Raw genomic sequence first — 21063 nt, 5'->3', positions numbered from 1 at the left:
TCCCGTTCGCGTGTCATTTTCCCGGTTCATCGCCGCAGGCAATGACGCCGAATAACGCAGGAGGCACAATGACAACGGTTCGCGCAGCAATCACTCAGACCACTTGGACAGGCGACAAGGAGTCGATGATTCAGAAGCACGAGCAGTTCGCTCGGGATGCGAAGGCGCAAGGCGCCCAGATCATCTGCTTCCAAGAGCTTTTCTACGGTCCCTATTTCGGGATCACTCAGGACAAGAAGTATTACCGCTACGCCGAGCCTGTTGATGGCCCGATCGTGACGCGCTTCCAAGCCCTGGCTAAAGAGCTCGATATGGTCATGATTCTGCCGATCTACGAAGAAGCGATGACGGGCCTGTATTACAACACCGCCGTCGTTGTTGACTCCGATGGCACCAACCTTGGTTCGTACCGCAAGCACCACATTCCCCACCTCGACAAGTTCTGGGAGAAGTTCTACTTCACGCCCGGCAACTTGGGTTTCCCGATGTTCAACACCGCCGTCGGCAAGGTGGGCGTTCACATTTGTTACGACCGCCACTTCCCCGAGGGATGGCGCGAACTCGGGCTCAACGGCGCCGAGATCGTCTTCAACCCGAATGCCACGAAGCCCGGACTCTCCAACCGCCTCTGGGAGGTTGAAGGTCCAGCAGCAGCAGTGGCCAACGGCTACTTTGTGCTTCAGCCCAACCGTGTTGGTCTCGAAGACAACGAGTACGGCGACGAAGCTGTCGACTTCTACGGCACCAGCCAGGTCATCGACCCCCGCGGAAACTTCGTGGGCGAACGTGGCTCAGGAACCGATGAAGAGATCATGATTCGCGATCTCGACATGGATCTCGTGCAGGAAATGCGCGACGACTGGCAGTTCTACCGTGACCGTCGCCCCGACGCCTACCTGTCGATCCCTAAGTAAGCCATAACTTCAACCCCAGGTTGTTTTGGCGCCTGGGGAACAGTAGGCACACGACATCGCAGAGGAGCGAATCATGGCCACCACTCTCATTTCCGGCGGTACGGTCGTCAGCTCAACGGGGCGCGCCCCAGCAGACGTCCTGATCGACGGCGAAGTAATCAAAGCTGTGTTGTCTCCCGGCAGCACGCTTTTTGGAACCGACATTGCGGCATCCGTCGACAAGGTCATTGATGCCACGGGAAAGTACGTCATTCCCGGTGGCATCGACGCCCACACGCACATGGAGCTGCCCTTCGGCGGCACCGCGGCAATCGACACGTTCGAGACGGGCACTCGCGCTGCGGCGTGGGGCGGCACGACCTCGATCATCGACTTTGCGGTGCAGACCTTTGGAGAGCGCATCCAGGATTCGCTCGCTGCGTGGCACGGCAAAGCGGCGGGCAACTGCGCCATCGACTACGGCTTTCACCAGATCGTTGGCGACGTCACTCCCGAGTCGCTCAAGGCGATGGAGAAGCTGCCCGACGAGGGCATCACGAGCTTCAAGATGTTCATGGCGTACCCCGGAGTTTTCTACTCGGATGACGCACAAATCCTCAAGGCAATGCAGGTGTCTCGCGACACCGGCTTGATGACGATGATGCACGCCGAGAATGGGCCGGTCATCGACGTTCTCGCCGAGCAGCTCGTGGAGCAGGGCAAGACTGACCCGTATTATCACGGTGTCGCTCGTGCCTGGGAGATGGAAGAGGAAGCGACGCATCGAGCGATCATGCTCGCGAAGCTCACCGGCGCCCCGCTCTACATCGTTCACGTCAGTGCGAAGCAGGCGGTCGAACAGATCGCCACCGCTCGTGACCGCGGCCAGAACGTCTTTGCTGAGACCTGCCCGCAGTACCTCTACTTGAGCCTCGAAGAACAACTCGGTGCGCAGAGTGAGCAGTACGGCCACTTCGAGGGTGCCAAGTGGGTGTGCTCGACTCCGCTTCGTTCACGCGAAGAGGGTCATCAGGATGCCATGTGGCAGTCGCTGCGCACGAACGATGTGCAGATGGTCTCCACCGACCACTGCCCGTTCTGCATGAAGGACCAAAAAGAGTTGGGCCTTGCGGACTTCCGCAAGATCCCCAACGGCATGGGAACCGTCGAACACCGCATGGACCTCATGTATCAAGGTGTTGTCACCGGCGAGCTCACGCTCGAGCGTTGGGTCGAACTGACGAGCACCACCCCCGCTCGTATGTTCGGAATCTACGGACGAAAGGGTGTCATCCAGCCCGGCGCCGACGCCGACATTGTGGTCTACGACCCCAACGGTCACACCTCGATCGGTATGCCGGTCGACGAAAACGGCAACCCCACCGGCAAGAAGCACCACATGAACATGGACCACGCAGCCTGGGAGGGCTTCGAGATCGATGGTCACGTTGACACCGTTATCTCGCGCGGCAAGGTCATCGTCGATGACGACCAGTACCTCGGCACCAAGGGTGACGGTCGCTTCATGAAGCGCGGCCTCACTCAGTACCTGACCTAAACGGTTTCGCTGCAGCATCCGCTGGCTACCACCAGCGGATGCTGCACTTTAAACGACCTTCCACCACGAATGAGGAGCCCCATGGACTTCGGAGCAGTACTTCAGACCAACCCGCCGTCAGCACGAACCGTTCAACTCGCGAAGCTTGCAGAGGCGCACGGCTTCACCTACGTCTGGACTTTTGACTCGCACATTCTGTGGCAAGAGCCCTATGTGATCTATAGCCAGATTTTGGCCGAGACCCGCAAGGTGATCGTCGGACCGATGGTGACCAACCCGGCCACGCGCGACTGGACCGTCACGGCGTCAACCTACGCCACGCTCAACGAGATGTACGGCAACCGCACCGTCTGTGGCATCGGCCGCGGCGACTCGGCTGTGCGCGTGACCAACGGCAAGCCCACGACCCTAAAGGATCTGCGGGAGTCGATTCACGTCATCCGCGAACTCGCGAACTCGCGTTCGGTTGAATACGGCGGAGCGCAGTTGCAGCTGCCGTGGAGCAAGGGTTCTGAGCTCGAGATGTGGGTTGCGGCCTATGGCCCGCTCGCGCTCAAGCTCACCGGTGAAGTCGGAGACGGCTTCATCTTGCAGCTCGCTGACCTCGACATTGCCGCCTGGATGATCAAGAAGGTGCGCGACGCTGCTGAAGCTGCGGGACGCGACCCGATGTCGATCAAGTTCTGTGTTGCAGCGCCGATGTACATCGGTGATGACTGGGAGCACATGCGCGACCAGTGCCGCTGGTTCGGAGGCATGGTGGGAAACCACGTGGCCGACATCGTGAAGAAGTACGGCTCTGACGGAGACGTGCCGAAGGCTCTCACCGACTACATCGAGAAGCGTGAAGGCTACGACTACAACCAGCACGGTCAAGCGGGCAATACGCACGCGGCGTTTGTGCCCGACGAGATCGTCGATCGGTTCTGCGTCATGGGAACCGCTGAGGAGCACATCGAGAAGCTCGAGAAGCTGCGCGAGCTCGGTGTCGATCAGTTCGCCGGCTACCTGCAGCACGACAACAAAGAAGAGACCATGCGGGTCTACGGCGAGACGGTAATCCCGGCCCTCACCGAAACAGTGACGGCGAAGGTCTAACCCGATGACGGCAACCCGAAACGATAAGCGTGGGGAGGTTGCCGTCCGCCCTGCGAGTTCGCCGGGTGCGGTGGCTAACCCCGCGCGCACTCGGCTGCTCGGCGGCTTCCTCTGGGGCATCGCTGGCGTAGCGCTCATCGCACTCATCTGGGAGGGCTACAAGTTCTTCGGTCCAGACAACGGCGTGCTCATCGGCGAACTTCGCGTGCTTCCGCGCACGACCGACCTCGCTATGCCTCACCTGTGGGACATGATGACGCGGCTCGCGGAGCCCGTCACGCGAGCAGATGGTGCGCTTCCGCTCTGGGCAGTCGTGGCGCTTGCCTCGCTCATGACGCTCGGAATCGCTGCTGCTGGCTGGGCTGTCGGAGTGATTGTGGGAGTCGTTTTTGCGCTCCTCATGCAACGCTGGCGTCTCGCCGAATTCGGCCTCCTGCCCTGGATCGTCATCAGCCAAACCGTGCCGCTCATCGCCTTTGCGCCGATCGTCAAGAGCTGGGGCTCGCGCGTGGAGATCGGCTCCTTCGAGTGGCAAGACTGGATGTCGGTCGCACTCATTGCGAGCTATCTGGCGTTCTTCCCGATCACCGTTGGTGCGCTCAAGGGGCTGCAGTCTCCCGACCGCATCCACGTTGAGCTCTTCGACACGTATGCCGCTGGCTACTGGCCGACGCTCGTGCGACTGCGCTTGCCCGCAGCCGTTCCATACCTTCTGCCTGCGCTGCGACTCGGAGCAGCGAACGCTGTCATCGGCGCGGTTGTCGCGGAAGTATCGACCGGACTTCAAGGCGGCATCGGACGCCTACTCATTCAATTTGCCGGTCAAGCATCGGGCGACCCCTCGAAGGCGTGGGGCCCCATCTTCGGCGCAATCGTGCTCGGGCTTGTGGCGGCCGGTTCCGTTGCACTGCTCGGCATCATTCTCAAGGACTACCGACGAACCGAGGAGGCCGCATGAGCGACCAGATCCCGACCACCACTCCCGCCGCAGAAACGGTGACGACCGATGTTTCGGATGCTGCTGTTGCCGTTCGCGGTCTCAACAAACAGTTCCAGACTGCCTCGGGCATCGTTCACGCGCTTGAAGGAATCGACCTCACCGTTGAGGCCGGCGAGTTCGTCTCCCTCATCGGCCCGTCGGGCTGTGGCAAGTCAACGCTCATGAGACTCATTGCCGACCTCGATGTTCCGACTTCGGGGGAGCTGACGGTGTTCGGCAAGACGGCGACGCAGGCTCGACTCGACCAGGACTACGGCATCGCTTTTCAGCAGGCCGGGCTTTTGCCGTGGCGCACGGTGGCAGCGAACGTTGCGCTTCCGCTGGAACTGCACGGGGTGGCATCCGCTGCTCGGCGCACTCGCGTTGCTGACCTGCTCGAGATGGTTGGCCTCACCGAGTTTGCTGATCGTTTTCCTGACCAGCTCTCGGGCGGAATGCAGCAGCGTGTGGCGATTGCCCGCTCGCTGGCGGAACAGCCGCGACTGTTGCTGATGGATGAACCGTTCGGCGCCCTCGACGAGATGACGCGCGAGAAGATGCAGACCGACCTTGTGCGCATCGCCGCCGACACCGGAGCTGCTGTCGTATTCGTGACTCACTCGATTCCTGAAGCCGTGTTCCTCTCCGACCGCGTTGTGGTCATGTCGCCGCGGCCCGGTCGCATCAGCGACATCATCCCGATGCGATTGGATGCTGCTGACGGCCGCGAAGAACGTGACGACGACCTGCGCGAAGCATCCTCGTTCTTCGAGATGGTGACCGAAGTGCGTGAAGCACTGCACGGCGGAGCCTCGGATGCGGAAAACCCCGCACCGCGCGCCGCCAGGGGAGTGGACACCCGATGACGACAAACACGACCGCCAACGCGATCATCGGTGCCGGAACCGGTGCCACGCGCACCAAGGGCTGGAGCCCGCGAACGGAGTCGATCCTTCGCGTGGTCGCGCCCGTCACGCTCGGAATCATCGTGCTCGCCATCTGGCAGTTTCTCGTCACCGTTGGTGGCGTCTCCGACTACCTGCTGCCGAGCCCGACATCGATCATGGCGGAACTGGTCGCATACTGGCCAGCCGTCGTCTCGGCAACGGTGCTCACCGGCACGAACAGCCTCCTGGGTTTGCTCGTCGGTTCGCTGCTCGGGATCGTTCTCGCGGCGGTCGCCGCACGGTGGCGCATCGCCGACCAGATGAGTGCACCGATCATTGCCGCGCTCGCGGTTGTTCCGATCGTGGCTCTCGCCCCTGTGCTCAACTCCATGTTTGGGGCCGACAGCCAGTTCGGTCGCCAAGCGATTGCCGCTATCGCGTCGTTCGTTCCCATCTTCATCAACACCCTGCGCGGGTTCCGCCAAACGCGGCCAGTGCACCGTGACCTGATGAAGGCTTACGCGGCAAGCTCCGGACAGATGTTGCGCTCGCTCACCCTGCCGACAGCCCGCCCCTTTATCCTCACTGGCATCCGCATCGCTTCGTCGCTCGCCGTCATCTCTGCCCTCGTGGCGGAATACTTCGGTGGACCACGCGGCGGACTCGGCAGCCTGATTGCGACCTCGGCAGCCTCAAGCGCGTATTCCCGCGCGTGGGCCTATGTCGGGGCATCCATCGCTCTCGGTCTGCTCTTCTACCTCGCGACGCTCGCACTCGAACGACTAGTGCTGCGCCGTGTACCGACCGGGGGCTCCCGATGACAGCACCCCGCGCAGAAAAGGGAAGGAGATAACCGCTCCACCAGCTCTACCAGCAGTATCCACTTGCACCGTGAATCTGGAAGGTCTGACATGAAGTTCACCAAACGCCGCGCACTCGCGGCTGGAGCGTTCGCCGTAACGGCAGCGGTCCTCCTCGCAGCATGCTCCACCGCCGAAGAGCCCACCAGCGAATCTGGTGAAGCCCTCACCGAAGTGAAGCTCCAACTCCAGTGGCTCCCTCAGGGACAGTTCGCTGGCTACTTCGCCGCAGCCGATCAGGGCTATTTTGAAGAAGAAGGCCTCAGCGTCGAAATCATCCCGTCGGGTGGCGACATCGTTCCGCAAGACGCTCTCGCCAACGGCGACGTTGACTACGCCGTAGCTTGGGTTCCCAAGGTTCTCGGCTCCATCGAGCAGGGCGCCAACCTCACCGACATTGCTCAGATTTTCCAGAAGTCGGGCACCCTTCAGGTGTCGTGGGCTGACTCGGGCATTGACTCCGTCGCTGACTTCGAGGGCAAGAAGATTGGCTCGTGGGGCTTCGGAAACGAGTGGGAGATCTTCGCAGCAATGGCTGCTGAAGGACTCGACTCCTCGACCGTGCAGATCATCACGCAGGACTTCAACATGAACGCGTTCCTGCAGGGCGACATCGATGCCGCACAGGCCATGACGTACAACGAGTACGCTCAGCTGCTTGAGTCGACCGACCCCGACACCGGAGAGCTGTACCAGCCTGAAGACTTCAACGTCATCAGCTACGAAGACACCGTAGGCGCCATGCTCCAGGATGCAATCTGGGCTGACACCGACCGTCTCGACAGCGACGAGGACTACCAGGAGACCACGGTCAAGTTCCTCAAGGCCGTTGTTAAGGGCTGGATCTACTCGGCTGAGAACCCTGAAGATGCTGCCGAAGGCACCGTCGCTGCTGGTTCCGGTTGGGGCCCCAGCCACGAACTGTGGATGGTCAACGAGACCAACAAGCTGATCTGGCCGGCCGAGAACGGCATCGGCGTCATCGATGAAGCCGCTTGGGACCGCACCGTTGAAGGCGCCATCAGTGCCGTCAACGAGACGGGCGCGAGCCCCATCACCACGGCACCGCCGGCAACAGCATGGTCGAACGACTGGATCATGCAGGCACTTGAAGAGCTCGAAGCCGAGGGTGTAGACACCACCGGTTCCAGCTTCGCACCGATCGACGTCACCCTCCTCGAGGGCGGCAACTAGTCACACTGAATAACCGCTAGTCGGATGCCGCCCTTACTCTGGTGAGGGCGGCATTCGTTGCGTTCACGGCGTCACACCAGCGCCCCGCGCCACCATCTCACCATCTCCTTGCCACCCCGGATCGAAAGGCCTCGCGCCATGACCGAGCAGAACACCCCCGACCTCGATGCCTACGCGCTCGAGCTCGATCAGGCGCACATCTTCCATTCGTGGTCGGCGCAGACTCCCGCCCATGCTGCGGCCGTGAGCATCAAGAGTGGGCTCGGCACCCGCGTGTGGGATCACGCCGGAAACGAATATCTCGACTTTTCTAGCCAGCACGTCAATGTGAATCTGGGGCACCAGCATCCGGCCCTGCTCGAAGCTATCCGGGTGCAGTCTCAGCTGCTCGCGACGATCTCACCGCCGACGGCCAACATCACTCGTGGCGAGGCGGCAAAGCGATTGGCTGCCATTGCGCCCGAGGGATTCAATCGCGTTTTCTTCACCAACGGCGGCTCTGACGCCAACGAGAATGCAATGCGGATGGCGCGGCTCTACACCGGGCGCGACAAGATTCTCTCGGCGTACCGCTCGTATCACGGCAACACCGGCAGCAGCATTGTGGCCACGGGCGACCCGCGTCGCATCCCCAACGAGTTCGCGCGCGGCCACGTGCACTTCTTCGGCCCTTACCTGTATCGCTCCGAGTTCTGGGCGACGACGCCCGAGCAAGAAAGCGAACGTGCGCTGCAGCATTTGCGACGCGTGATCGAGGCCGAGGGCGCAGAGACGATCGCCGCAGTGCTGCTCGAACCCGTGCCGGGGACTCCGGGCATCATGCTTCCGCCGCCCGGCTACCTTGCCGGCGTGCGCGAACTGTGTGATCAGCACGGCATCCTGCTGATCTTCGACGAAGTGATGTGCGGCTTCGGGCGCACCGGCGAGTGGTTCGCGTTCGACGCCTTCGATGCGCGCCCCGACCTCATCACCTTCGCCAAGGGAGTGAACTCGGGCTACGTTCCCATCGGCGGTGTGATCATCGACGACCCGATTGCGGCGCACTTCAACGACCGGGTGTTCCCCGGCGGGTTGACGTATTCGGGGCATCCGCTGGCTGCCGCCACCGTCGTAGCCTCACTCGACACGATCGCCTCCGAAGGCATTCTTGAGCACGTGCGCGATATCTCGGAGAACCACCTCGGGCCGGCGCTGCACGCGCTCGCCGAACGGCATCCGTCGATCGGTGAAGTGCGCGGTCGCGGAGTGTTCTGGGCTCTCGAGCTCGTCACCGACCGGGCGACCCGTGAACCCGTGCCGGCCGCAACGATGGGGCGCATTCGTGCTGGCCTTGTGGAGCGCGGGCTGCTGCCCTTTGTGGCAGAGAACCGCATCCACGTCCTGCCGCCGTGTGTCGTCACGCCCGCCGAAATCGCTGAGGCGATGGAGATCTACGATGCGGTGCTGACGCTCGAATTGGGGTAACCCGGGAGCTGTGACGCACGGTTCAATCGCGCACCCGATTCGTATACTTGGGTGAAACTCAATTTGTGGGTTCGGTGAGGGGATGACCATGGTCGAAATGAGCGGCACGCCTGGAGGGTCGGAAGATCCGCACGAATTGACCAAGGACTATGCGGAGCTCGAAGAGTCAGAATTCATGCTCGCCCCGCGCCGGTACGACCCCGACAACCTTGCCGCCGGAAAGAAGCTCAACGTAGCGAAACTGCACAAAGCTCTCCTCGCAATGGACGAATCCCTCGGTGGTGGTGGCACGATCACCGACCCTGCCGAGTGGGTCACTCAAGAGACCACGGATCTGGCGCTCAGTGATTTCGCCGGCGTGACGATTTTTGCCGAGGATGGCGCGGTGCGGGCCGTCGCGATCGAATTGGGCTCGCCGACTAAGCAGCAGTGGAGCACTCTTTACCCGCAATTGCGCCGTCTTGCGAGAACCCTCTGGGTGCACTTCGCGCATGATCAGTCTGAAACCTGGGCAGCGAACCGGGAGTAGCCGTTCTCGAGTCACAAGATCACGGGAATTGCACAGGGTGATGAATCAGAATCTGTGCGGAGCAATCGAAGATTCACGCGTGTAGAAAATAGTGAGAGCAATGACCCCCATCGCCGCAGAACGAGCATCGTGGCGGTTCGTCGCGATGGCCTGCCTCGCGCTGGCACTCATCACGGGCATTGTGGCGATGCACTCACTTGTGTTGTCCACCTCTCATTCTGAGTCGGCGATGGCGGCCACCATGTCGATGGGGAGCCCCACCGTCGAGGAAGCAACTTTGATTACCCCAGCGCTCAGCGCAGTTGACTGCTCGGGATGTGGTGGCGACGCATCCATGGCTCTTATGTGGTGCGTGCTCGCCCTCCTCACCGTTTCGCTCCTCCTTGCCTCGCCCAGACTGGTGCGAGGATGGGGTCAATACCTTGAGCAGCGGTTGATCGCTCCGGCGCAGTCTCCGCGATGGGCGCGTGTGGTGCCGTCGCTGCATCCTGATCTCATAGCTCTCTGCATTAGTCGCACCTAGGAGGCGCACTGTCGATTTAGTTTCGACACGCCTTATGCGGGACCGTTCTGGTCGCGCGCCTTTAGCGATTAATTTGGAGAACTTGAGAGATGAAAAATCGAACCGCAGCTACGGCTGCAATCGCCCTAACCGCGCTGGTTGCGCTCTCGGGGTGCGCAAACGCTATGACCCAATCTGGCCACAACCCCGACTCGTTGCCCACAGAATCGGTAGTGGTCGCCGACGCGAACAGCGCGGATGTCATGTTCACGGCCATGATGATTCCGCACCACGAACAGGCGGTTGAGATGGCTGACATGGTGTTGGAGAAAGACGGCATCGACGAGCGCGTGGTGACGCTCGCCCAAGAGATCAAGGCAGCTCAGGGCCCCGAGATCGAGCTCATGACCTCGTGGCTAGAGGGCTGGGGTGTCGGGATGACAGACGGTATGGACGGCATGGGTAACGGTGACGGGATGATGAGTGATTCCGACATGGCCGACCTCGAAGCAGCGAACGGAGACGATGCTTCTCGCTTGTTCCTCGAGCAGATGATTGTGCATCACGAGGGCGCTATCGACATGGCTGAGCTGGAGATTGATTCGGGACAGAATGAGGATGTCCTTGCTCTTGCCCAAGAGGTAATGGATGCGCAGACCACGGAAATTTCGCTCATGCGGAGCATCATTAGTTCGCTGTAGCGACGCAGGGTCCGCCGTTTTCGGGCGGCGGGCCATTGCTGTCGTGCAATGCTCAATTGGCTTCGCAACAGATAGGTACTCGCATGGCTACACGTACAGACAAAATTTCGCTCATGGGCTCAGTGTCGTTAGGCACGGGGGTGATGATCGGCGCGGGAATTTTCGCTCTCGTCGGCCAGGTCGCGGAGTTCGCTGGAGACTTCTTCCCGCTCGCCTTCTTACTTGGCGCAATCGTTGCCGCCATCAGCTCATACTCCTACGTTCGCTACTCCAGCGTGAATCCCTCATCGGGCGGGATCGCGATGTTGCTGAAGGATGCTTACGGGCCGGGAGTCGCCGCCGGCTCGTTCTCGCTATTCATGTACGTGTCGATGGTGGTGGCGGAGAGTCTGCTGGCGCGCACCTTCGGCACCTACCTGCTGCGGCCGTTTGGGCTTCAAGATTCTGTGATTCTGGTTCCCATCTTGGGCGTTGCCGCAATCGTCACTGCCGCGATTGTGAACTTCATCGGCAACACCATGGTCGAACGCTCGGCGACAATCACCGCAGTCGCCAAGATCATCGGGATCGCCGTTCTCGCTATTGCGGGTCTGATTGGCGTCGCGGCGGTAGGTGACGGATTTTCGGCGAAGTCTTCTGGTGACCCCATCAATATCGTCGGGGTCTTGGCCGGAACAACGCTGTGCGTTCTGGCCTATAAGGGCTTCACGACGATCACCAATCAGGGTGACGACATCCGAGATCCGAAGCGAAACATTGCTCGCTCCATCCTCATTTCGCTGGCAATCTGCACCTTCCTGTACTTGCTGATCACGGTTTCCGTGAGTTCGAGCATCGGTGCGAGTGGAGCGGTGGATGCTCGCAACTACGCTTTGGCACAAGCAGCGGAGCCCTTCTTCGGCGCGTGGGGTGTCGGCATTACCGTTGCGATCGCCGTCGTGGCGACGCTCTCAGGGTTGCTCGCGAGTCTCTACTCAGTGTCGCGGCTCTACGGGATGCTGCAGGAGATGAAGCAGGCTCCGTCGTTGCCGAAGTCGGTTCCGCATCAGCCCATGGTCATCACGGCGGGCCTCGCCATTCTCGTCACCGTTTTTCTCGATCTCAGCCAGATCGCGTCGATGGGTGTCTTTCTCTATCTGACGATGGATATGGCGGTGCAGTGGGGTGTTATCCGCCGATTGCGGGCCAAGATTGAGGCGCGAATCTGGCTTCCGGTGCTGACCATCGTGCTGGATCTCGCCATCCTGATCCCGTTCGCGGTTCTCAAGGTTCAGAGCGATCTCTTTACAGTGATCGTGGCCGCCATTGTCGCGGCTCAGGTCGTGACGGTTCGCACGCGTTCGAGTCGGTAGGGGTAGAGGTGTGCTGGCGTAGTATCTAAGCATGCATGCGGATACGAAGATAGAGAAAATTCAACCGGATAACGACTATGTGGAGATCGCGGTTGAGGTATTTCGGCTATTGGCAGATGCCACAAGAATTCGCATCGTGTTGGCGCTGCACGATGACGAGCTGTCGGTGAACCATCTCGCCGACATCGTGGACCGCAGTCCGGCCTCGGTGTCTCAACATTTAGCAAAGTTGCGGTGGGGCAAACTCGTGCAGGTGCGCAAGCACGGCAATCGTGTGTTTTATCGGTTGACCGACGAGCACGCGAAACGGTTAGTAATCGAGGCCATCCTTCAAGCCGAGCACACAGTGGATGAATCGCCCGCGCACCACGCATGATCGAGGTTCTGCGCAACAGGACCTACCGAGCACTGTTCAGCGCGCAAGTGATTGCCCTTCTCGGGACAGGGTTACTCACGGTCGCCTTGGGGCTACTGGCGTTCGATCTTGCCGGGGATGCCGCTGGCCGAGTGCTGGGAACGGCTCTCACTATCAAGATGGTCGCCTATGTGGGTGTTGCACCTGTGGTCGCGGCGCTGGTCGACCGGATTCCGAAAAAGGCTGTCCTAGTCGGGGCCGACATCGTGCGCATCGCAATCGCGCTGATGCTGCCCTTCGTCACGGAAGCGTGGCACATCTATGTGTTGGTTTTCATACTGCAGTCCGCGTCGGCAACCTTTACTCCAGCGTTCCAGTCGCTAATCCCTGCCGTGGTGCCCGAGGCACGTGACTATACGCGGGCCTTATCGCTATCGAGGATGGCTTACGACCTTGAGGCCTTGCTGAGCCCAACGATCGCCGCAGTGTTGCTGACCGTTGTCAGCTACAACAACTTGTTTGTTGGCACTGCGATTGGTTTCGCTGGGTCTGCGATGCTGGTCGTGGCGACTGCACTTCCGCGGCATCCGTTGGATCAGGAATCCGGCACCTTCTGGCAGCGGCTTCCGGCTGGCGCATTGGTGTTCTTTCGGACCCCGAGCTTGCGGTTTCTGATGCTGACAAATGTTGTTGTCGCAGCGGGAACTGCGCTGGTTCTCGTGAACTCCGTTGTCTATGCCAAGGGAATCTTCGAGCTAAACGATGCTGCGTTGGCAATTGCTCTCGGTGCCTATGGCGTCGGCTCGCTTATTGTCGCGGTGAACGTACCGAGGCTTGCCGATCGCATCGGCGTGACGCGCACGATGCTCGCCGGAGTCGTCGTCGTCGTTGGTGGGCTGATTGCTGCCATCGCCGTCACCATTCTCGCTGTCACCACCTCGACCGGATGGTGGGCACTGCTCGCGACCTGGCTGGTCCTCGGCATGGGGAGCTCCCTCATCAGCACGCCATCGTCGAGGTTGCTTGCCGACGCGTCCACGCATGCTAACCGCAATCTTGTTTATACCGCGCAGTTCGCGCTCTCGCACTCGTGCTTCCTAGTGACCTATCCGGTGGCGGGATGGCTGGGAGCCGTTAGCCTTCCGATCGCCACGGCCAGCCTCGCCCTCGTTGCGCTGGCGGGTGCTGTCGGCGCGTTTCGTATTCGCCGGCGCGCGATAGTTCTCTCACAGTATTGGGGAAACACGGAATCACGTACTGGTCGCTAAGGACTCGGTGCCGGATGCGAGCCGGCCATCCGCTATTCGCGCCTCGCTATTCGCGCTCGTCGGCTCCGCGGGCGAGGCGTTGCGAGACCCAGACGGGAATGAACGAGGCGAGAATCACGACGGTTGCCACGACGTTGACGAGGGATGCCTCGTTGGGTCGTGCCATCTGGTTCATGATCCAGAGCGGCAGGGTGTCGACTCCGGGCGGGGCCGTGAAGATCGTGACCACAACTTCGTCGAAGCTCAGCGCGAAAGCGAGAATCGCGCCGGCAACGAAGGCGCTGCGGAACTGCGGGAACGTCACGAGCCGGAACGTCTGCAGCGGGGTCGCTCCGAGGTCGCGGGAGGCTTCTTCGATGCTGGGGTTGATGCGGCGCAAGCGGGCGAGCACGTTGTTGAAGACCATGACAATGCAGAAGGTGCCGTGGGCGATGATCATGCCGAAGTATCCGACCTCAATGCCGATCGGTTCGAGCACCTGGTTATAGGTGTTGTTGAGGGCGACACCGGTCACGATGCCGGGTAGGGCGATTGGTAGCACGACGAGCAGGTTCACGGTCTGCTTGCCGAAGAAGGTGTAGCGCTGCAGGGCGAAGGCCACGAGCGTGCCGAGGATGAGGGCGATTGTCGTTGCGCCGAGGCCCACGATTACCGAGTTGAGCAGGGCGGCCCGGATGGGTTCGCTCACGAACGCCTTCTCCCACCAGATGGTGGAGAACTCGGCGATCGGCCAGCTCGATAGGCGCGCGGCGCTGAAGGAGTTGATCACGACGAGGAACAGCGGGATGTACATGAACGCGAGGGCAATCGCGACGATAGTGCCGAGGGTGAACTTGGCGCCGAGGGAGAGTGTCAACATGGCGGCATCACATCCGTTCCAGTGCGCCAGTGCGTTGAACACTGAGCAGATAAATGACCACGAAGGCGATCGGCACGAGCGAGAACGCGGCGGCGATCGGAGGGTTCAGGTTGATGTTCGAGGCGATGATGCTGCCGATCATCTGCGTTGACCCACCGACGAACTTGGCGGCGATGTAGTCACCGAGGCTCAGTGAGAACGTGAAGATGGAGCCGGCAATGATCGCGGGCTTAATAAGAGGGAGAACCACGGTGCGGATCGTGAACCCCGCCCCAGCGCCCAGGTCAGACGACGCGTCGAACAGGTTCGGTGGCAGCTGGCGGATCGCGGTGTACACCGGCACCGCCATGTACGGCAGCCACAGGTAGGTGAGCGTCAGCACGACCGTGACAATGCTGAAGCCGGGGCCGCTGATGCCGAGCGGGCCGAGCATTGAGTTGAAGAAGCCTTCTTCGGTGAAGGTGATGCGCATGGCCAGAATCTTCACGAGGTAACCGGCCCAGAGCGGCAGAGTGATCGCGACGGCCAGAATGGCGCGCAGCTTGGGCGAGGCGACCTTCGCCATGAAGATGCCGAGCGGAACCGAGATCAGGATGCTCAACACCGTGACCGCGAGGGCGATGCCGAGAGTGCGCAGCGAGGTGGTGGCATACGCGGGGTTCGCGATGATCTGCTCAAAGTTGCGGAGAGTGAAACCCGGCTTCACCTTGGAAGTAAAGGGGTCGGTCACCCAGAACGCCGTCACGAGAAGCATGACGAGCGAGAAAATGTAGATGCCGATGAGCCACAGCATGGGCAGCGCCAGCAGTGCCGAGAGTTGCGCGCGGCGATTCATGGGAGTCCGATCGGTTGGTGCGTGTGGGGAGCTGCTGGTCGAAGCTTGCTGGTCGAGCGAGGGATGAGGGGTGGGGTGGTGAGGCCCACCCCTCGGGCTAGCTAGCTCTTGACGGAGAGCCAGGCATCCGTCCACTGCTGGAAGTTCGTGCAGGTGACGTCAGTGCGGCCATCGATGCACTGCTCGATGGGGGTGGTCCAGAACCACACGTTGCTGAAGTACTCTTCGTCGGTGGCGTTGAAGTACTCGCAGTGTGCTGCGGCCTCGTCGCTCGTGTCGCAGAAAGCAGCGTTGGCGGGAGCCATACCGAAGTTGGTAGCGATAGCACCGTTCACTTCGGCGGAGCTCGTGTAGTCAACCCAGGCGTAAGCACAGTTGGGTGATTCTGATTCGGCGGCGATCATCCAGGCATCCGACCAACCGGTCGAACCCTCTTCAGGAAGAACGCTCTTGAACTTGTCGTCGTCGGTGAGCTTGCGCAGGATCTCCCACGAGGTGCCGAGCGCAGTGGTGCCACCGGCGAACGAGGTGATCTGAGCGGCAGGGTCGGCCCAGTACTCGGAGACGATCGAGTTCTGCTGCTTGAGCAGATCGATCGCAGCGTCGAGCTGCTCCTGGTCGAGGGCGTACGGGTTGGTGATGCCGAGGTCAGGCTCGTGAGCCATCAGGTACACGGCAGCGTCAGCGATGTAAATCGGTGCGTCATACGCGATGATCTGGCCGGCGTAGGGGCTGTCGAGCTCCCACGCAACATCCCAGCTCGTGGGCTCTTCGGTCACAACATCGCTGTTGTACTGCAGGATGTTGGCGCCGCGGCCAATGGGAACACCATACGACTGGCCGTTGATGGTGTCATAAATCTGACCCTTCATGCCCTCAACGATGTCGTCACCGAAGTTGGGAACCAGGTCGAGGTTGATCGGCTGAACGTCGCCACCGGCGATGAGGCGCAGGCTCGCGTCACCCGAAGCGGAGACGAGGTCGTAGTCGCCCGTGCGCATGAGTTGAACCATCTCGTCACTGGTACCGGCGACGCGACGGTTGACCGTGCATCCGGTTTCTTCAGTGAATTCGTCGGACCATGCCGGCTCAACGAAGCCGCTCCACGCGACGATGTTGACTTCGCTTTCCATCTCGCCCAACTCTTCGAGCATCGGGATGTCAGGAACGTCGATAGAAAGCCCACCGGTTGCGGTGCTGTCGGTTGCAGCCGAACAGCCCGTGAGGGCGAGAGCGGCAACAGCGATGAACGCTGCGCCGGTCATGATTTTGGATCTCATGATTACTCCTTGATGTGATGAATGGGTGCTGTGCTGTGCTGTGCTGTGCTGCTGGTGTGGATGTGGCTGGCCCGGTTGTGCCGGAATCGCCGGTATTGCAGGGGTGATCTGTTAGCCGATGCGCGAAGCGTGATCGGTGGTCCATTCGACGCGCACCCGGTCGCCGCGTGCGAAGGCGGACTCGGCGGAGGGGTGATGGTCGTTGGCTCGTTCGGCTATCACGCGCACACCTGATTCGGTGTCGACGAGAAAGCGCGTGGTTGGGCCGGTGTAGACGGTTTCTGACACCGTGCCGAGCAGGGAGACGGCTCCGGCGCTCGCCGCGGTGTCGGCGGTGAGCAGGCGCACACGTTCGGGGCGCACGCTCGATTGCACGCCATCCGCAGAGAGTTCGGCGGGGATGAGGTTGGAGAGCCCCAGGAAGCGGGCGACGAACTCGGTCGCGGGAAATTCGTAGACTTCGCGGGCGGTGCCGACCTGTTCGACGCGGCCGTTGTTGAAGACGGCGACGCGGTCGCTCAGGGTGAGGGCTTCTTCTTGGTCGTGGGTGACGAAGATGAACGTGATGCCGACTTCGCGCTGAATTTGCTTGAGCTCGATCTGCATTTCTTCGCGCAACTGCTTGTCGAGCGCACCGAGCGGTTCGTCGAGCAACAACACTTGGGGGCGCAGGATGAGCGCGCGAGCCAGCGCGATGCGTTGGCGTTGGCCGCCCGAAAGCTGGTGGGGCAGGCGATCGGCCACGGCCGAGAGGCGAACCTGCTCGAGCGCGACGCCTACCTGGGTTGCCCGTTCGGCCCGGCTGACGCCGGCAACCCGGAGGCCGTAACCGACGTTCTCGGCGATCGTGAAATGCGGGAACAGCGCGTAGTCCTGAAACACCGTGTTGACCTGGCGGGCGTGCGGCGGAACGGCGGTCACGTCAGTTCCGCTGAGGTGGATGCTGCCGCTCGTGACGTTCTCGAAGCCGGCGATCATCCGCAGCACGGTGGTCTTGCCCGAGCCGGAGGGGCCAAGCATCGAGAGGAACTCGCCGGGCTTCACGTCGAGGTCGAGTGCTTCGACGGCGGTGAAGTCACCGAATGTCTTGGAGACACCGGCGAGACTGACGGCGCCGGGCGCAGGAGTGGGATCCGTGGCGGACGGGGCTTGCTGGGCGGACGCATGCACGAGTGACTCCTTGGAACGACGGTGATCTCTGAGTGAGAGTAAACCTATAGAACCAGAGTTCATATTTCAAGCGTGTGTCCAAATCGTCACAAAAGGGCAACGGCTCAGGTGATCGGTGCGAGAATTGGCCAATGCACTCGACCGACTCGGCAGACGCGCCGCGAAAAAGTGCGGTGGTCGCCGATGACACCGCACGCTCTCGCGATGCCTCGAGGCCCGGCCGCTTGCAGGGCGCGCTCTTCCAGTCGATCGGTGATGCCGGTCGCGCCGAGCTCGTTGAACGCCGTCTCGCCAGCGCAATTACGGGCGGCCATCTGCGGGCAGGGGAGCGTCTTCCCTCCGAAAACGACCTCGCGCGAAGCTTCGGCGTAGCGCCGACTACCGTGCGCGAATCGCTGCTGGCTCTGCGCAGCCAGGGCCTCGTGGTGACTCGTCGCGGTCGCAATGGCGGCAGCTTCGTGGCGGACTCAGCCGATCCGGTTGCCCACGCGCGCACCGCCTTGGCGGCAACATCCCGCGTCGCACTTCGTGATTTGGGCGCCCACTATGCCGCCATCACTGCTGCGTGCGTTCGCTTAGCTGCGCGCCGAGCGGTGCCCTCGGAGGTTCAGCAAGTGCGCTCCCGCTTGGCCCGCCTCGACGAGTCAGATCTCGAACAGTGGCGCAGCACCCTCGACGATGCGCAGATCGAACTCGTCGCGCTGAGCCAGTCGGCTCGACTCACTCGTGAACAGATGCGATTGCAGGCCGAAATGTCACCGATGCTTCGCCTGATTGACGTGGATGAGACATCCCGTCAGGCCCAACCTGCGCTGTTGGCGAGTGTCGTGGATGCGGTGGAAGCCGGCGACGACCACGAAGCCGTTGCGGCCACCGAACGCATGGTGGATGCCGTGATCAACGCCCTCATCGATTTGCAGTCGCAATCACGCTGAACTAGCGGTGCAGGGCATCTGGTGCATAAGATGCCACGAACAGGATCAGTCAGAGTAGGCGGCACCCGATGATTACCAGCCATAACGCGGCGCAGCGATGACGACAGCAACGAGCACGAGCACAGCAGCTCGCGCGGCGGCCATCGTCTCGCAGTATTTCAGCGCCCCGATCGCCAGTCTCGAAGCCACCGCACTTCTGCTCGGCACCGAGCTAGCGGCATCCGGAAACCTCGGCCCGCTTTCGTCTCAGCAGATTGACGCGCTAGTGGAACCGCACGCTCTCGCGACGGTTGCGCTGCCCGATGTTCACATCTACGGTGCCGGGTTCATCGCCGCCGTTGGACTGCTGACGGATGAGCGAAACCACCTCTCGTGGTGGCAGGGCGATGACCCCAAACGCCTGCTTTTGGCCGCGCAATCGGTGAACAAAGAGCACATCGATTACAGCGAACTCGAGTGGTTCCGCGTGCCGATGGAGACCGGCCGTGGCCACGTTGCCGGGCCCTATGTTGACTACCTGTGCAGTGACGAATACACGATCACGATCGCCGCGCCCGTGCACATCGATGGCACCTTTGTCGGCGTCGCCGGCCTCGATTTACTGATCGATTCGGTCGAGCGACAACTGCTGCCGAAGCTCGCCGAACTCGGCGACAACGTAACCCTCGTCAACACTGTCGGCCGCGTCGTTATCTCGACGGATCCGCGTCACGCGACCGGCGATGCCGTGCGCGGTGGCGCACTTGCCGAACTCGCGCGCACCGCCTGCGCGGGCGTCGCGCTGGAGATTATCGCGGAGTAGTCGGGTCGCCAGTTTTCTCGGCGGGGCTCACGGCGATCGCGAGCAGAACAATCGCGGAGATGGCGAAGAGCCCGATGCCGAAGATGGTAGTGGTGCTTACCCAGGGCGAAGCCCAGACCGGGTCGAGGCCCTGTTGTTCGCGAAGGCGGTAGTTCATGCCCTCGATTACGGTGAGGGTGATGGCGGTGATCAGGCCGAGGCCGCCGACGACAGAGAACCACACAACGATGCGCTTCATGAGACGTTTTCCAATCCTGCGCTGCGAGAGGAGTTCGCGAGCGTCTTCGTAAGAACTTCGAACTGCAAGTCATCGCGCCTCGGAGTGCCGACGCGCTGATCCCCGTAGGGAAACGGTTTAGTGATGCCGGTGCGCACGTAGCCGCGGCGTTCGTAAAACGCGATGAGTTCTTCCCGCACATCGATCACGGTCATCTGCATCACAGTGATTCCCCACTCCCGAGCCGCGTAGTTCTCAGCCTCGGCGAGCACGATGGATCCGAGTCCGCTGCCCTGCTGAGTGGGATCGACCGCGAACATCCCGAAGTAGCCCTCGCCGTTGACATCCGCCACATGCGCGCACGCCACGAGTTGGTCGCCACGTTCGGCGAGCAAGATTATTGAACGCGTGCGAGTGAGATCCGCTTCGAGCGCCGCGGCGTCGATGCGCTCGCCATCGATCAAGTCGGCTTCGCTCGTCCATCCAGTGCGGCTGGCTTCGCCGCGGTACGCCGACGTGACCAGCGCAACCAGGGCGGGGATGTCGTCGGTCGTTGCTGCGCGGAAGGTCAGGGTCGTCATGGCAGCAGCTTAGGCGCGAGTCTGCTGCGGAACTTCACGCTTCTCATTTCTGCTGATCGCGAGTGGCGAACTCAAGCGTGATGAACGGGAGATGCTCGCGGGCAACTACGGCGGTGAGTGTGCCGCCGCTCGCGAGTTTCGCCCCCACCGCGTACACAAAAGGATCCGTGTCCATCTCGACGCCACGCACCATGTCTCCGTCGATCGCGACGTCAATGGGCCGCGTAGCTCTGCGCTCTGGCAAGAGTGTCGGCGCCTCCCCATCGTGCGCGCTGAGTCCGAGTTCTTCGCGGAATTGATTCATGAGGATGTAATTGGTGTGCTGGTTGAGGAGGAGGCCGAGCTCGTTGAGCTCTGATTCCTCGCGGTGCCAATGCGTCTGGACCACCTCCCACAGCGACGGGTATCGCATCATTTCGACCCGCTCAATCAACCACTCTGGTCGAGGCCATGGTGGCACCTCTTCAATCGCGCGGCGAGTGCTGTCATCCATCTCAGCAAGGTTCGCGGGGTCAGCCTTGTTGTCAGGATTTCGCCACAGGATGGCTGAGATGCTGGCGGTCATGGAGGAATAACCGTCGCTGTCGGTGGCGAAGCTGACGCCGACATCCGTCTCGTCGATCGCGCTCTGCCCGGCGAACCCCATCACCGGGATGGGCATGTGGTGCAGCAATTCAGCGTGGTGCATCCGTGGGTCAGGCGCGTCTTCGGGGAGAACTCCGGTGAAATCCATGTTCTCATCGT

23 protein-coding genes are annotated in these 21063 nt (G+C 61.6%); 16 read left to right on the top strand and 7 right to left on the bottom strand.

Going from position 1 to position 21063, the window contains the following annotated elements; genetic code table 11:
* Positions 1–68: 68 nt before the first annotated feature.
* The 14 genes from ACWFSR_RS13695 (at position 69) to ACWFSR_RS13630 (ending at position 13640) form a co-directional block, all read left to right on the top strand.
* Positions 69–914: a nitrilase-related carbon-nitrogen hydrolase gene (locus ACWFSR_RS13695; protein ID WP_197106754.1), complete on the top strand. Its 846-nt coding sequence runs from the start codon at positions 69–71 to the stop codon at positions 912–914.
* Positions 915–987: 73 nt separating this feature from the next.
* Positions 988–2451 (top strand): dihydropyrimidinase, encoded by a 1464-nt coding sequence (gene hydA, locus ACWFSR_RS13690; protein WP_197106753.1) that lies wholly within the window; start codon positions 988–990, stop codon positions 2449–2451.
* 81 nt (positions 2452–2532) lie between these two features.
* Positions 2533–3549: a TIGR03842 family LLM class F420-dependent oxidoreductase gene (locus ACWFSR_RS13685; protein ID WP_197106752.1), complete on the top strand. Its 1017-nt coding sequence runs from the start codon at positions 2533–2535 to the stop codon at positions 3547–3549.
* Positions 3550–3553: 4 nt separating this feature from the next.
* Positions 3554–4507: an ABC transporter permease gene (locus tag ACWFSR_RS13680; RefSeq protein WP_197106751.1), complete on the top strand. Its 954-nt coding sequence runs from the start codon at positions 3554–3556 to the stop codon at positions 4505–4507.
* Complete coding sequence (locus ACWFSR_RS13675) at positions 4504–5394, top strand: ABC transporter ATP-binding protein (RefSeq protein ID WP_197106750.1); 891 nt, start codon at positions 4504–4506, stop codon at positions 5392–5394. The genes ACWFSR_RS13680 and ACWFSR_RS13675 overlap by 4 nt, the downstream gene beginning before the upstream one ends.
* Positions 5391–6236: an ABC transporter permease gene (locus tag ACWFSR_RS13670; protein ID WP_197109266.1), complete on the top strand. Its 846-nt coding sequence runs from the start codon at positions 5391–5393 to the stop codon at positions 6234–6236. The genes ACWFSR_RS13675 and ACWFSR_RS13670 overlap by 4 nt, the downstream gene beginning before the upstream one ends.
* Positions 6237–6326: 90 nt before the next feature.
* A complete protein-coding gene (locus ACWFSR_RS13665; RefSeq protein ID WP_197106748.1) occupies positions 6327–7469 on the top strand; it encodes an ABC transporter substrate-binding protein in 1143 nt (380 codons plus the stop codon).
* A gap of 138 nt (positions 7470–7607) precedes the next feature.
* On the top strand, positions 7608–8933 hold the full coding sequence (locus ACWFSR_RS13660; RefSeq protein WP_447522660.1) for an aminotransferase class III-fold pyridoxal phosphate-dependent enzyme: 1326 nt from the start codon (positions 7608–7610) through the stop codon (positions 8931–8933).
* Between the two features lie 97 nt (positions 8934–9030).
* The gene (locus tag ACWFSR_RS13655; protein WP_447522659.1) at positions 9031–9462 is read left to right on the top strand and encodes a hypothetical protein; all 432 of its coding nucleotides are present in this window, start codon (positions 9031–9033) and stop codon (positions 9460–9462) included.
* 100 nt (positions 9463–9562) lie between these two features.
* Positions 9563–9985 (top strand): DUF6153 family protein, encoded by a 423-nt coding sequence (locus ACWFSR_RS13650; protein WP_447522658.1) that lies wholly within the window; start codon positions 9563–9565, stop codon positions 9983–9985.
* Positions 9986–10074: 89 nt separating this feature from the next.
* On the top strand, positions 10075–10665 hold the full coding sequence (locus tag ACWFSR_RS13645) for a DUF305 domain-containing protein (protein WP_447522657.1): 591 nt from the start codon (positions 10075–10077) through the stop codon (positions 10663–10665).
* Positions 10666–10748: 83 nt separating this feature from the next.
* A complete protein-coding gene (locus ACWFSR_RS13640; protein ID WP_447522656.1) occupies positions 10749–12017 on the top strand; it encodes an APC family permease in 1269 nt (422 codons plus the stop codon).
* Between the two features lie 31 nt (positions 12018–12048).
* Positions 12049–12393, top strand: coding sequence for an ArsR/SmtB family transcription factor (locus ACWFSR_RS13635; protein ID WP_447522655.1), 345 nt, complete (start codon positions 12049–12051; stop codon positions 12391–12393).
* On the top strand, positions 12390–13640 hold the full coding sequence (locus ACWFSR_RS13630) for an MFS transporter (protein ID WP_447522654.1): 1251 nt from the start codon (positions 12390–12392) through the stop codon (positions 13638–13640). Before ACWFSR_RS13635 ends, ACWFSR_RS13630 begins: the two co-directional genes overlap by 4 nt.
* 46 nt (positions 13641–13686) lie before the next feature.
* Here the strand turns inward: ACWFSR_RS13630 and ACWFSR_RS13625 are convergent, their stop codons facing one another.
* The 4 genes from ACWFSR_RS13625 to ACWFSR_RS13610 all read right to left on the bottom strand — a co-directional run bounded on the left by ACWFSR_RS13625 (position 13687) and on the right by ACWFSR_RS13610 (position 17784).
* The gene (locus ACWFSR_RS13625) at positions 13687–14499 is read right to left on the bottom strand and encodes an ABC transporter permease (RefSeq protein WP_447522653.1); all 813 of its coding nucleotides are present in this window, start codon (positions 14497–14499) and stop codon (positions 13687–13689) included.
* 7 nt (positions 14500–14506) lie between these two features.
* Complete coding sequence (locus ACWFSR_RS13620) at positions 14507–15334, bottom strand: ABC transporter permease (RefSeq protein ID WP_197109274.1); 828 nt, start codon at positions 15332–15334, stop codon at positions 14507–14509.
* 101 nt (positions 15335–15435) lie between these two features.
* Positions 15436–16614, bottom strand: coding sequence for an extracellular solute-binding protein (locus tag ACWFSR_RS13615; RefSeq protein ID WP_447522652.1), 1179 nt, complete (start codon positions 16612–16614; stop codon positions 15436–15438).
* A 111-nt stretch (positions 16615–16725) separates the two neighbouring features.
* Positions 16726–17784 carry an ABC transporter ATP-binding protein gene (locus ACWFSR_RS13610; protein ID WP_447522651.1) on the bottom strand — a complete coding sequence of 353 codons (1059 nt, stop codon included), beginning with the start codon at positions 17782–17784 and terminating at the stop codon, positions 16726–16728.
* Between the two features lie 131 nt (positions 17785–17915).
* On the opposite strand from ACWFSR_RS13610, the gene ACWFSR_RS13605 reads away from it, so the two are divergent.
* On the top strand, positions 17916–18719 hold the full coding sequence (locus ACWFSR_RS13605) for a FadR/GntR family transcriptional regulator (protein WP_197109277.1): 804 nt from the start codon (positions 17916–17918) through the stop codon (positions 18717–18719).
* Between the two features lie 97 nt (positions 18720–18816).
* The gene (locus ACWFSR_RS13600; protein WP_447522650.1) at positions 18817–19521 is read left to right on the top strand and encodes a cache domain-containing protein; all 705 of its coding nucleotides are present in this window, start codon (positions 18817–18819) and stop codon (positions 19519–19521) included.
* On the opposite strand, the gene ACWFSR_RS13595 is transcribed toward ACWFSR_RS13600, so the two are convergent.
* Genes ACWFSR_RS13595 through ACWFSR_RS13585 form a run of 3 tightly spaced genes read right to left on the bottom strand, consistent with a single transcriptional unit; the run spans position 19508 to position 21052 of the window.
* Positions 19508–19759 (bottom strand): hypothetical protein, encoded by a 252-nt coding sequence (locus tag ACWFSR_RS13595; RefSeq protein ID WP_447522649.1) that lies wholly within the window; start codon positions 19757–19759, stop codon positions 19508–19510. The genes ACWFSR_RS13600 and ACWFSR_RS13595 overlap by 14 nt on opposite strands.
* On the bottom strand, positions 19756–20319 hold the full coding sequence (locus tag ACWFSR_RS13590; RefSeq protein WP_447522648.1) for a GNAT family N-acetyltransferase: 564 nt from the start codon (positions 20317–20319) through the stop codon (positions 19756–19758). Before ACWFSR_RS13590 ends, ACWFSR_RS13595 begins: the two co-directional genes overlap by 4 nt.
* A gap of 43 nt (positions 20320–20362) precedes the next feature.
* Positions 20363–21052: a hypothetical protein gene (locus ACWFSR_RS13585; RefSeq protein WP_447522647.1), complete on the bottom strand. Its 690-nt coding sequence runs from the start codon at positions 21050–21052 to the stop codon at positions 20363–20365.
* Positions 21053–21063 lie beyond the last annotated feature (11 nt).

Source organism: Salinibacterium sp. NYA9b, from assembly GCF_976973725.1.
The sequence above is the reverse complement of the archived record's forward strand: the minus strand, read 5'-3'. Positions and strand labels throughout refer to the sequence as shown.

Excerpts from the sequence above, each read along its gene's own strand:
- ACWFSR_RS13695 (WP_197106754.1), top strand. The coding sequence starts at position 69 with ATGACAACGGTTCGCGCAGCAATCACTCAGACCACTTGGACAGGCGAC.
- hydA (WP_197106753.1), top strand. The coding sequence starts at position 988 with ATGGCCACCACTCTCATTTCCGGCGGTACGGTCGTCAGCTCAACGGGG.
- ACWFSR_RS13685 (WP_197106752.1), top strand. The coding sequence starts at position 2,533 with ATGGACTTCGGAGCAGTACTTCAGACCAACCCGCCGTCAGCACGAACC.
- ACWFSR_RS13680 (WP_197106751.1), top strand. The coding sequence starts at position 3,554 with ATGACGGCAACCCGAAACGATAAGCGTGGGGAGGTTGCCGTCCGCCCT.
- ACWFSR_RS13675 (WP_197106750.1), top strand. The coding sequence starts at position 4,504 with ATGAGCGACCAGATCCCGACCACCACTCCCGCCGCAGAAACGGTGACG.
- ACWFSR_RS13670 (WP_197109266.1), top strand. The coding sequence starts at position 5,391 with ATGACGACAAACACGACCGCCAACGCGATCATCGGTGCCGGAACCGGT.
- ACWFSR_RS13665 (WP_197106748.1), top strand. The coding sequence starts at position 6,327 with ATGAAGTTCACCAAACGCCGCGCACTCGCGGCTGGAGCGTTCGCCGTA.
- ACWFSR_RS13660 (WP_447522660.1), top strand. The coding sequence starts at position 7,608 with ATGACCGAGCAGAACACCCCCGACCTCGATGCCTACGCGCTCGAGCTC.
- ACWFSR_RS13655 (WP_447522659.1), top strand. The coding sequence starts at position 9,031 with ATGAGCGGCACGCCTGGAGGGTCGGAAGATCCGCACGAATTGACCAAG.
- ACWFSR_RS13650 (WP_447522658.1), top strand. The coding sequence starts at position 9,563 with ATGACCCCCATCGCCGCAGAACGAGCATCGTGGCGGTTCGTCGCGATG.
- ACWFSR_RS13645 (WP_447522657.1), top strand. The coding sequence starts at position 10,075 with ATGAAAAATCGAACCGCAGCTACGGCTGCAATCGCCCTAACCGCGCTG.
- ACWFSR_RS13640 (WP_447522656.1), top strand. The coding sequence starts at position 10,749 with ATGGCTACACGTACAGACAAAATTTCGCTCATGGGCTCAGTGTCGTTA.
- ACWFSR_RS13635 (WP_447522655.1), top strand. The coding sequence starts at position 12,049 with ATGCATGCGGATACGAAGATAGAGAAAATTCAACCGGATAACGACTAT.
- ACWFSR_RS13630 (WP_447522654.1), top strand. The coding sequence starts at position 12,390 with ATGATCGAGGTTCTGCGCAACAGGACCTACCGAGCACTGTTCAGCGCG.
- ACWFSR_RS13625 (WP_447522653.1), bottom strand. The coding sequence starts at position 14,499 with ATGTTGACACTCTCCCTCGGCGCCAAGTTCACCCTCGGCACTATCGTC.
- ACWFSR_RS13620 (WP_197109274.1), bottom strand. The coding sequence starts at position 15,334 with ATGAATCGCCGCGCGCAACTCTCGGCACTGCTGGCGCTGCCCATGCTG.
- ACWFSR_RS13615 (WP_447522652.1), bottom strand. The coding sequence starts at position 16,614 with ATGAGATCCAAAATCATGACCGGCGCAGCGTTCATCGCTGTTGCCGCT.
- ACWFSR_RS13605 (WP_197109277.1), top strand. The coding sequence starts at position 17,916 with ATGCACTCGACCGACTCGGCAGACGCGCCGCGAAAAAGTGCGGTGGTC.
- ACWFSR_RS13600 (WP_447522650.1), top strand. The coding sequence starts at position 18,817 with ATGACGACAGCAACGAGCACGAGCACAGCAGCTCGCGCGGCGGCCATC.
- ACWFSR_RS13595 (WP_447522649.1), bottom strand. The coding sequence starts at position 19,759 with ATGAAGCGCATCGTTGTGTGGTTCTCTGTCGTCGGCGGCCTCGGCCTG.
- ACWFSR_RS13590 (WP_447522648.1), bottom strand. The coding sequence starts at position 20,319 with ATGACGACCCTGACCTTCCGCGCAGCAACGACCGACGACATCCCCGCC.
- ACWFSR_RS13585 (WP_447522647.1), bottom strand. The coding sequence starts at position 21,052 with ATGGATTTCACCGGAGTTCTCCCCGAAGACGCGCCTGACCCACGGATG.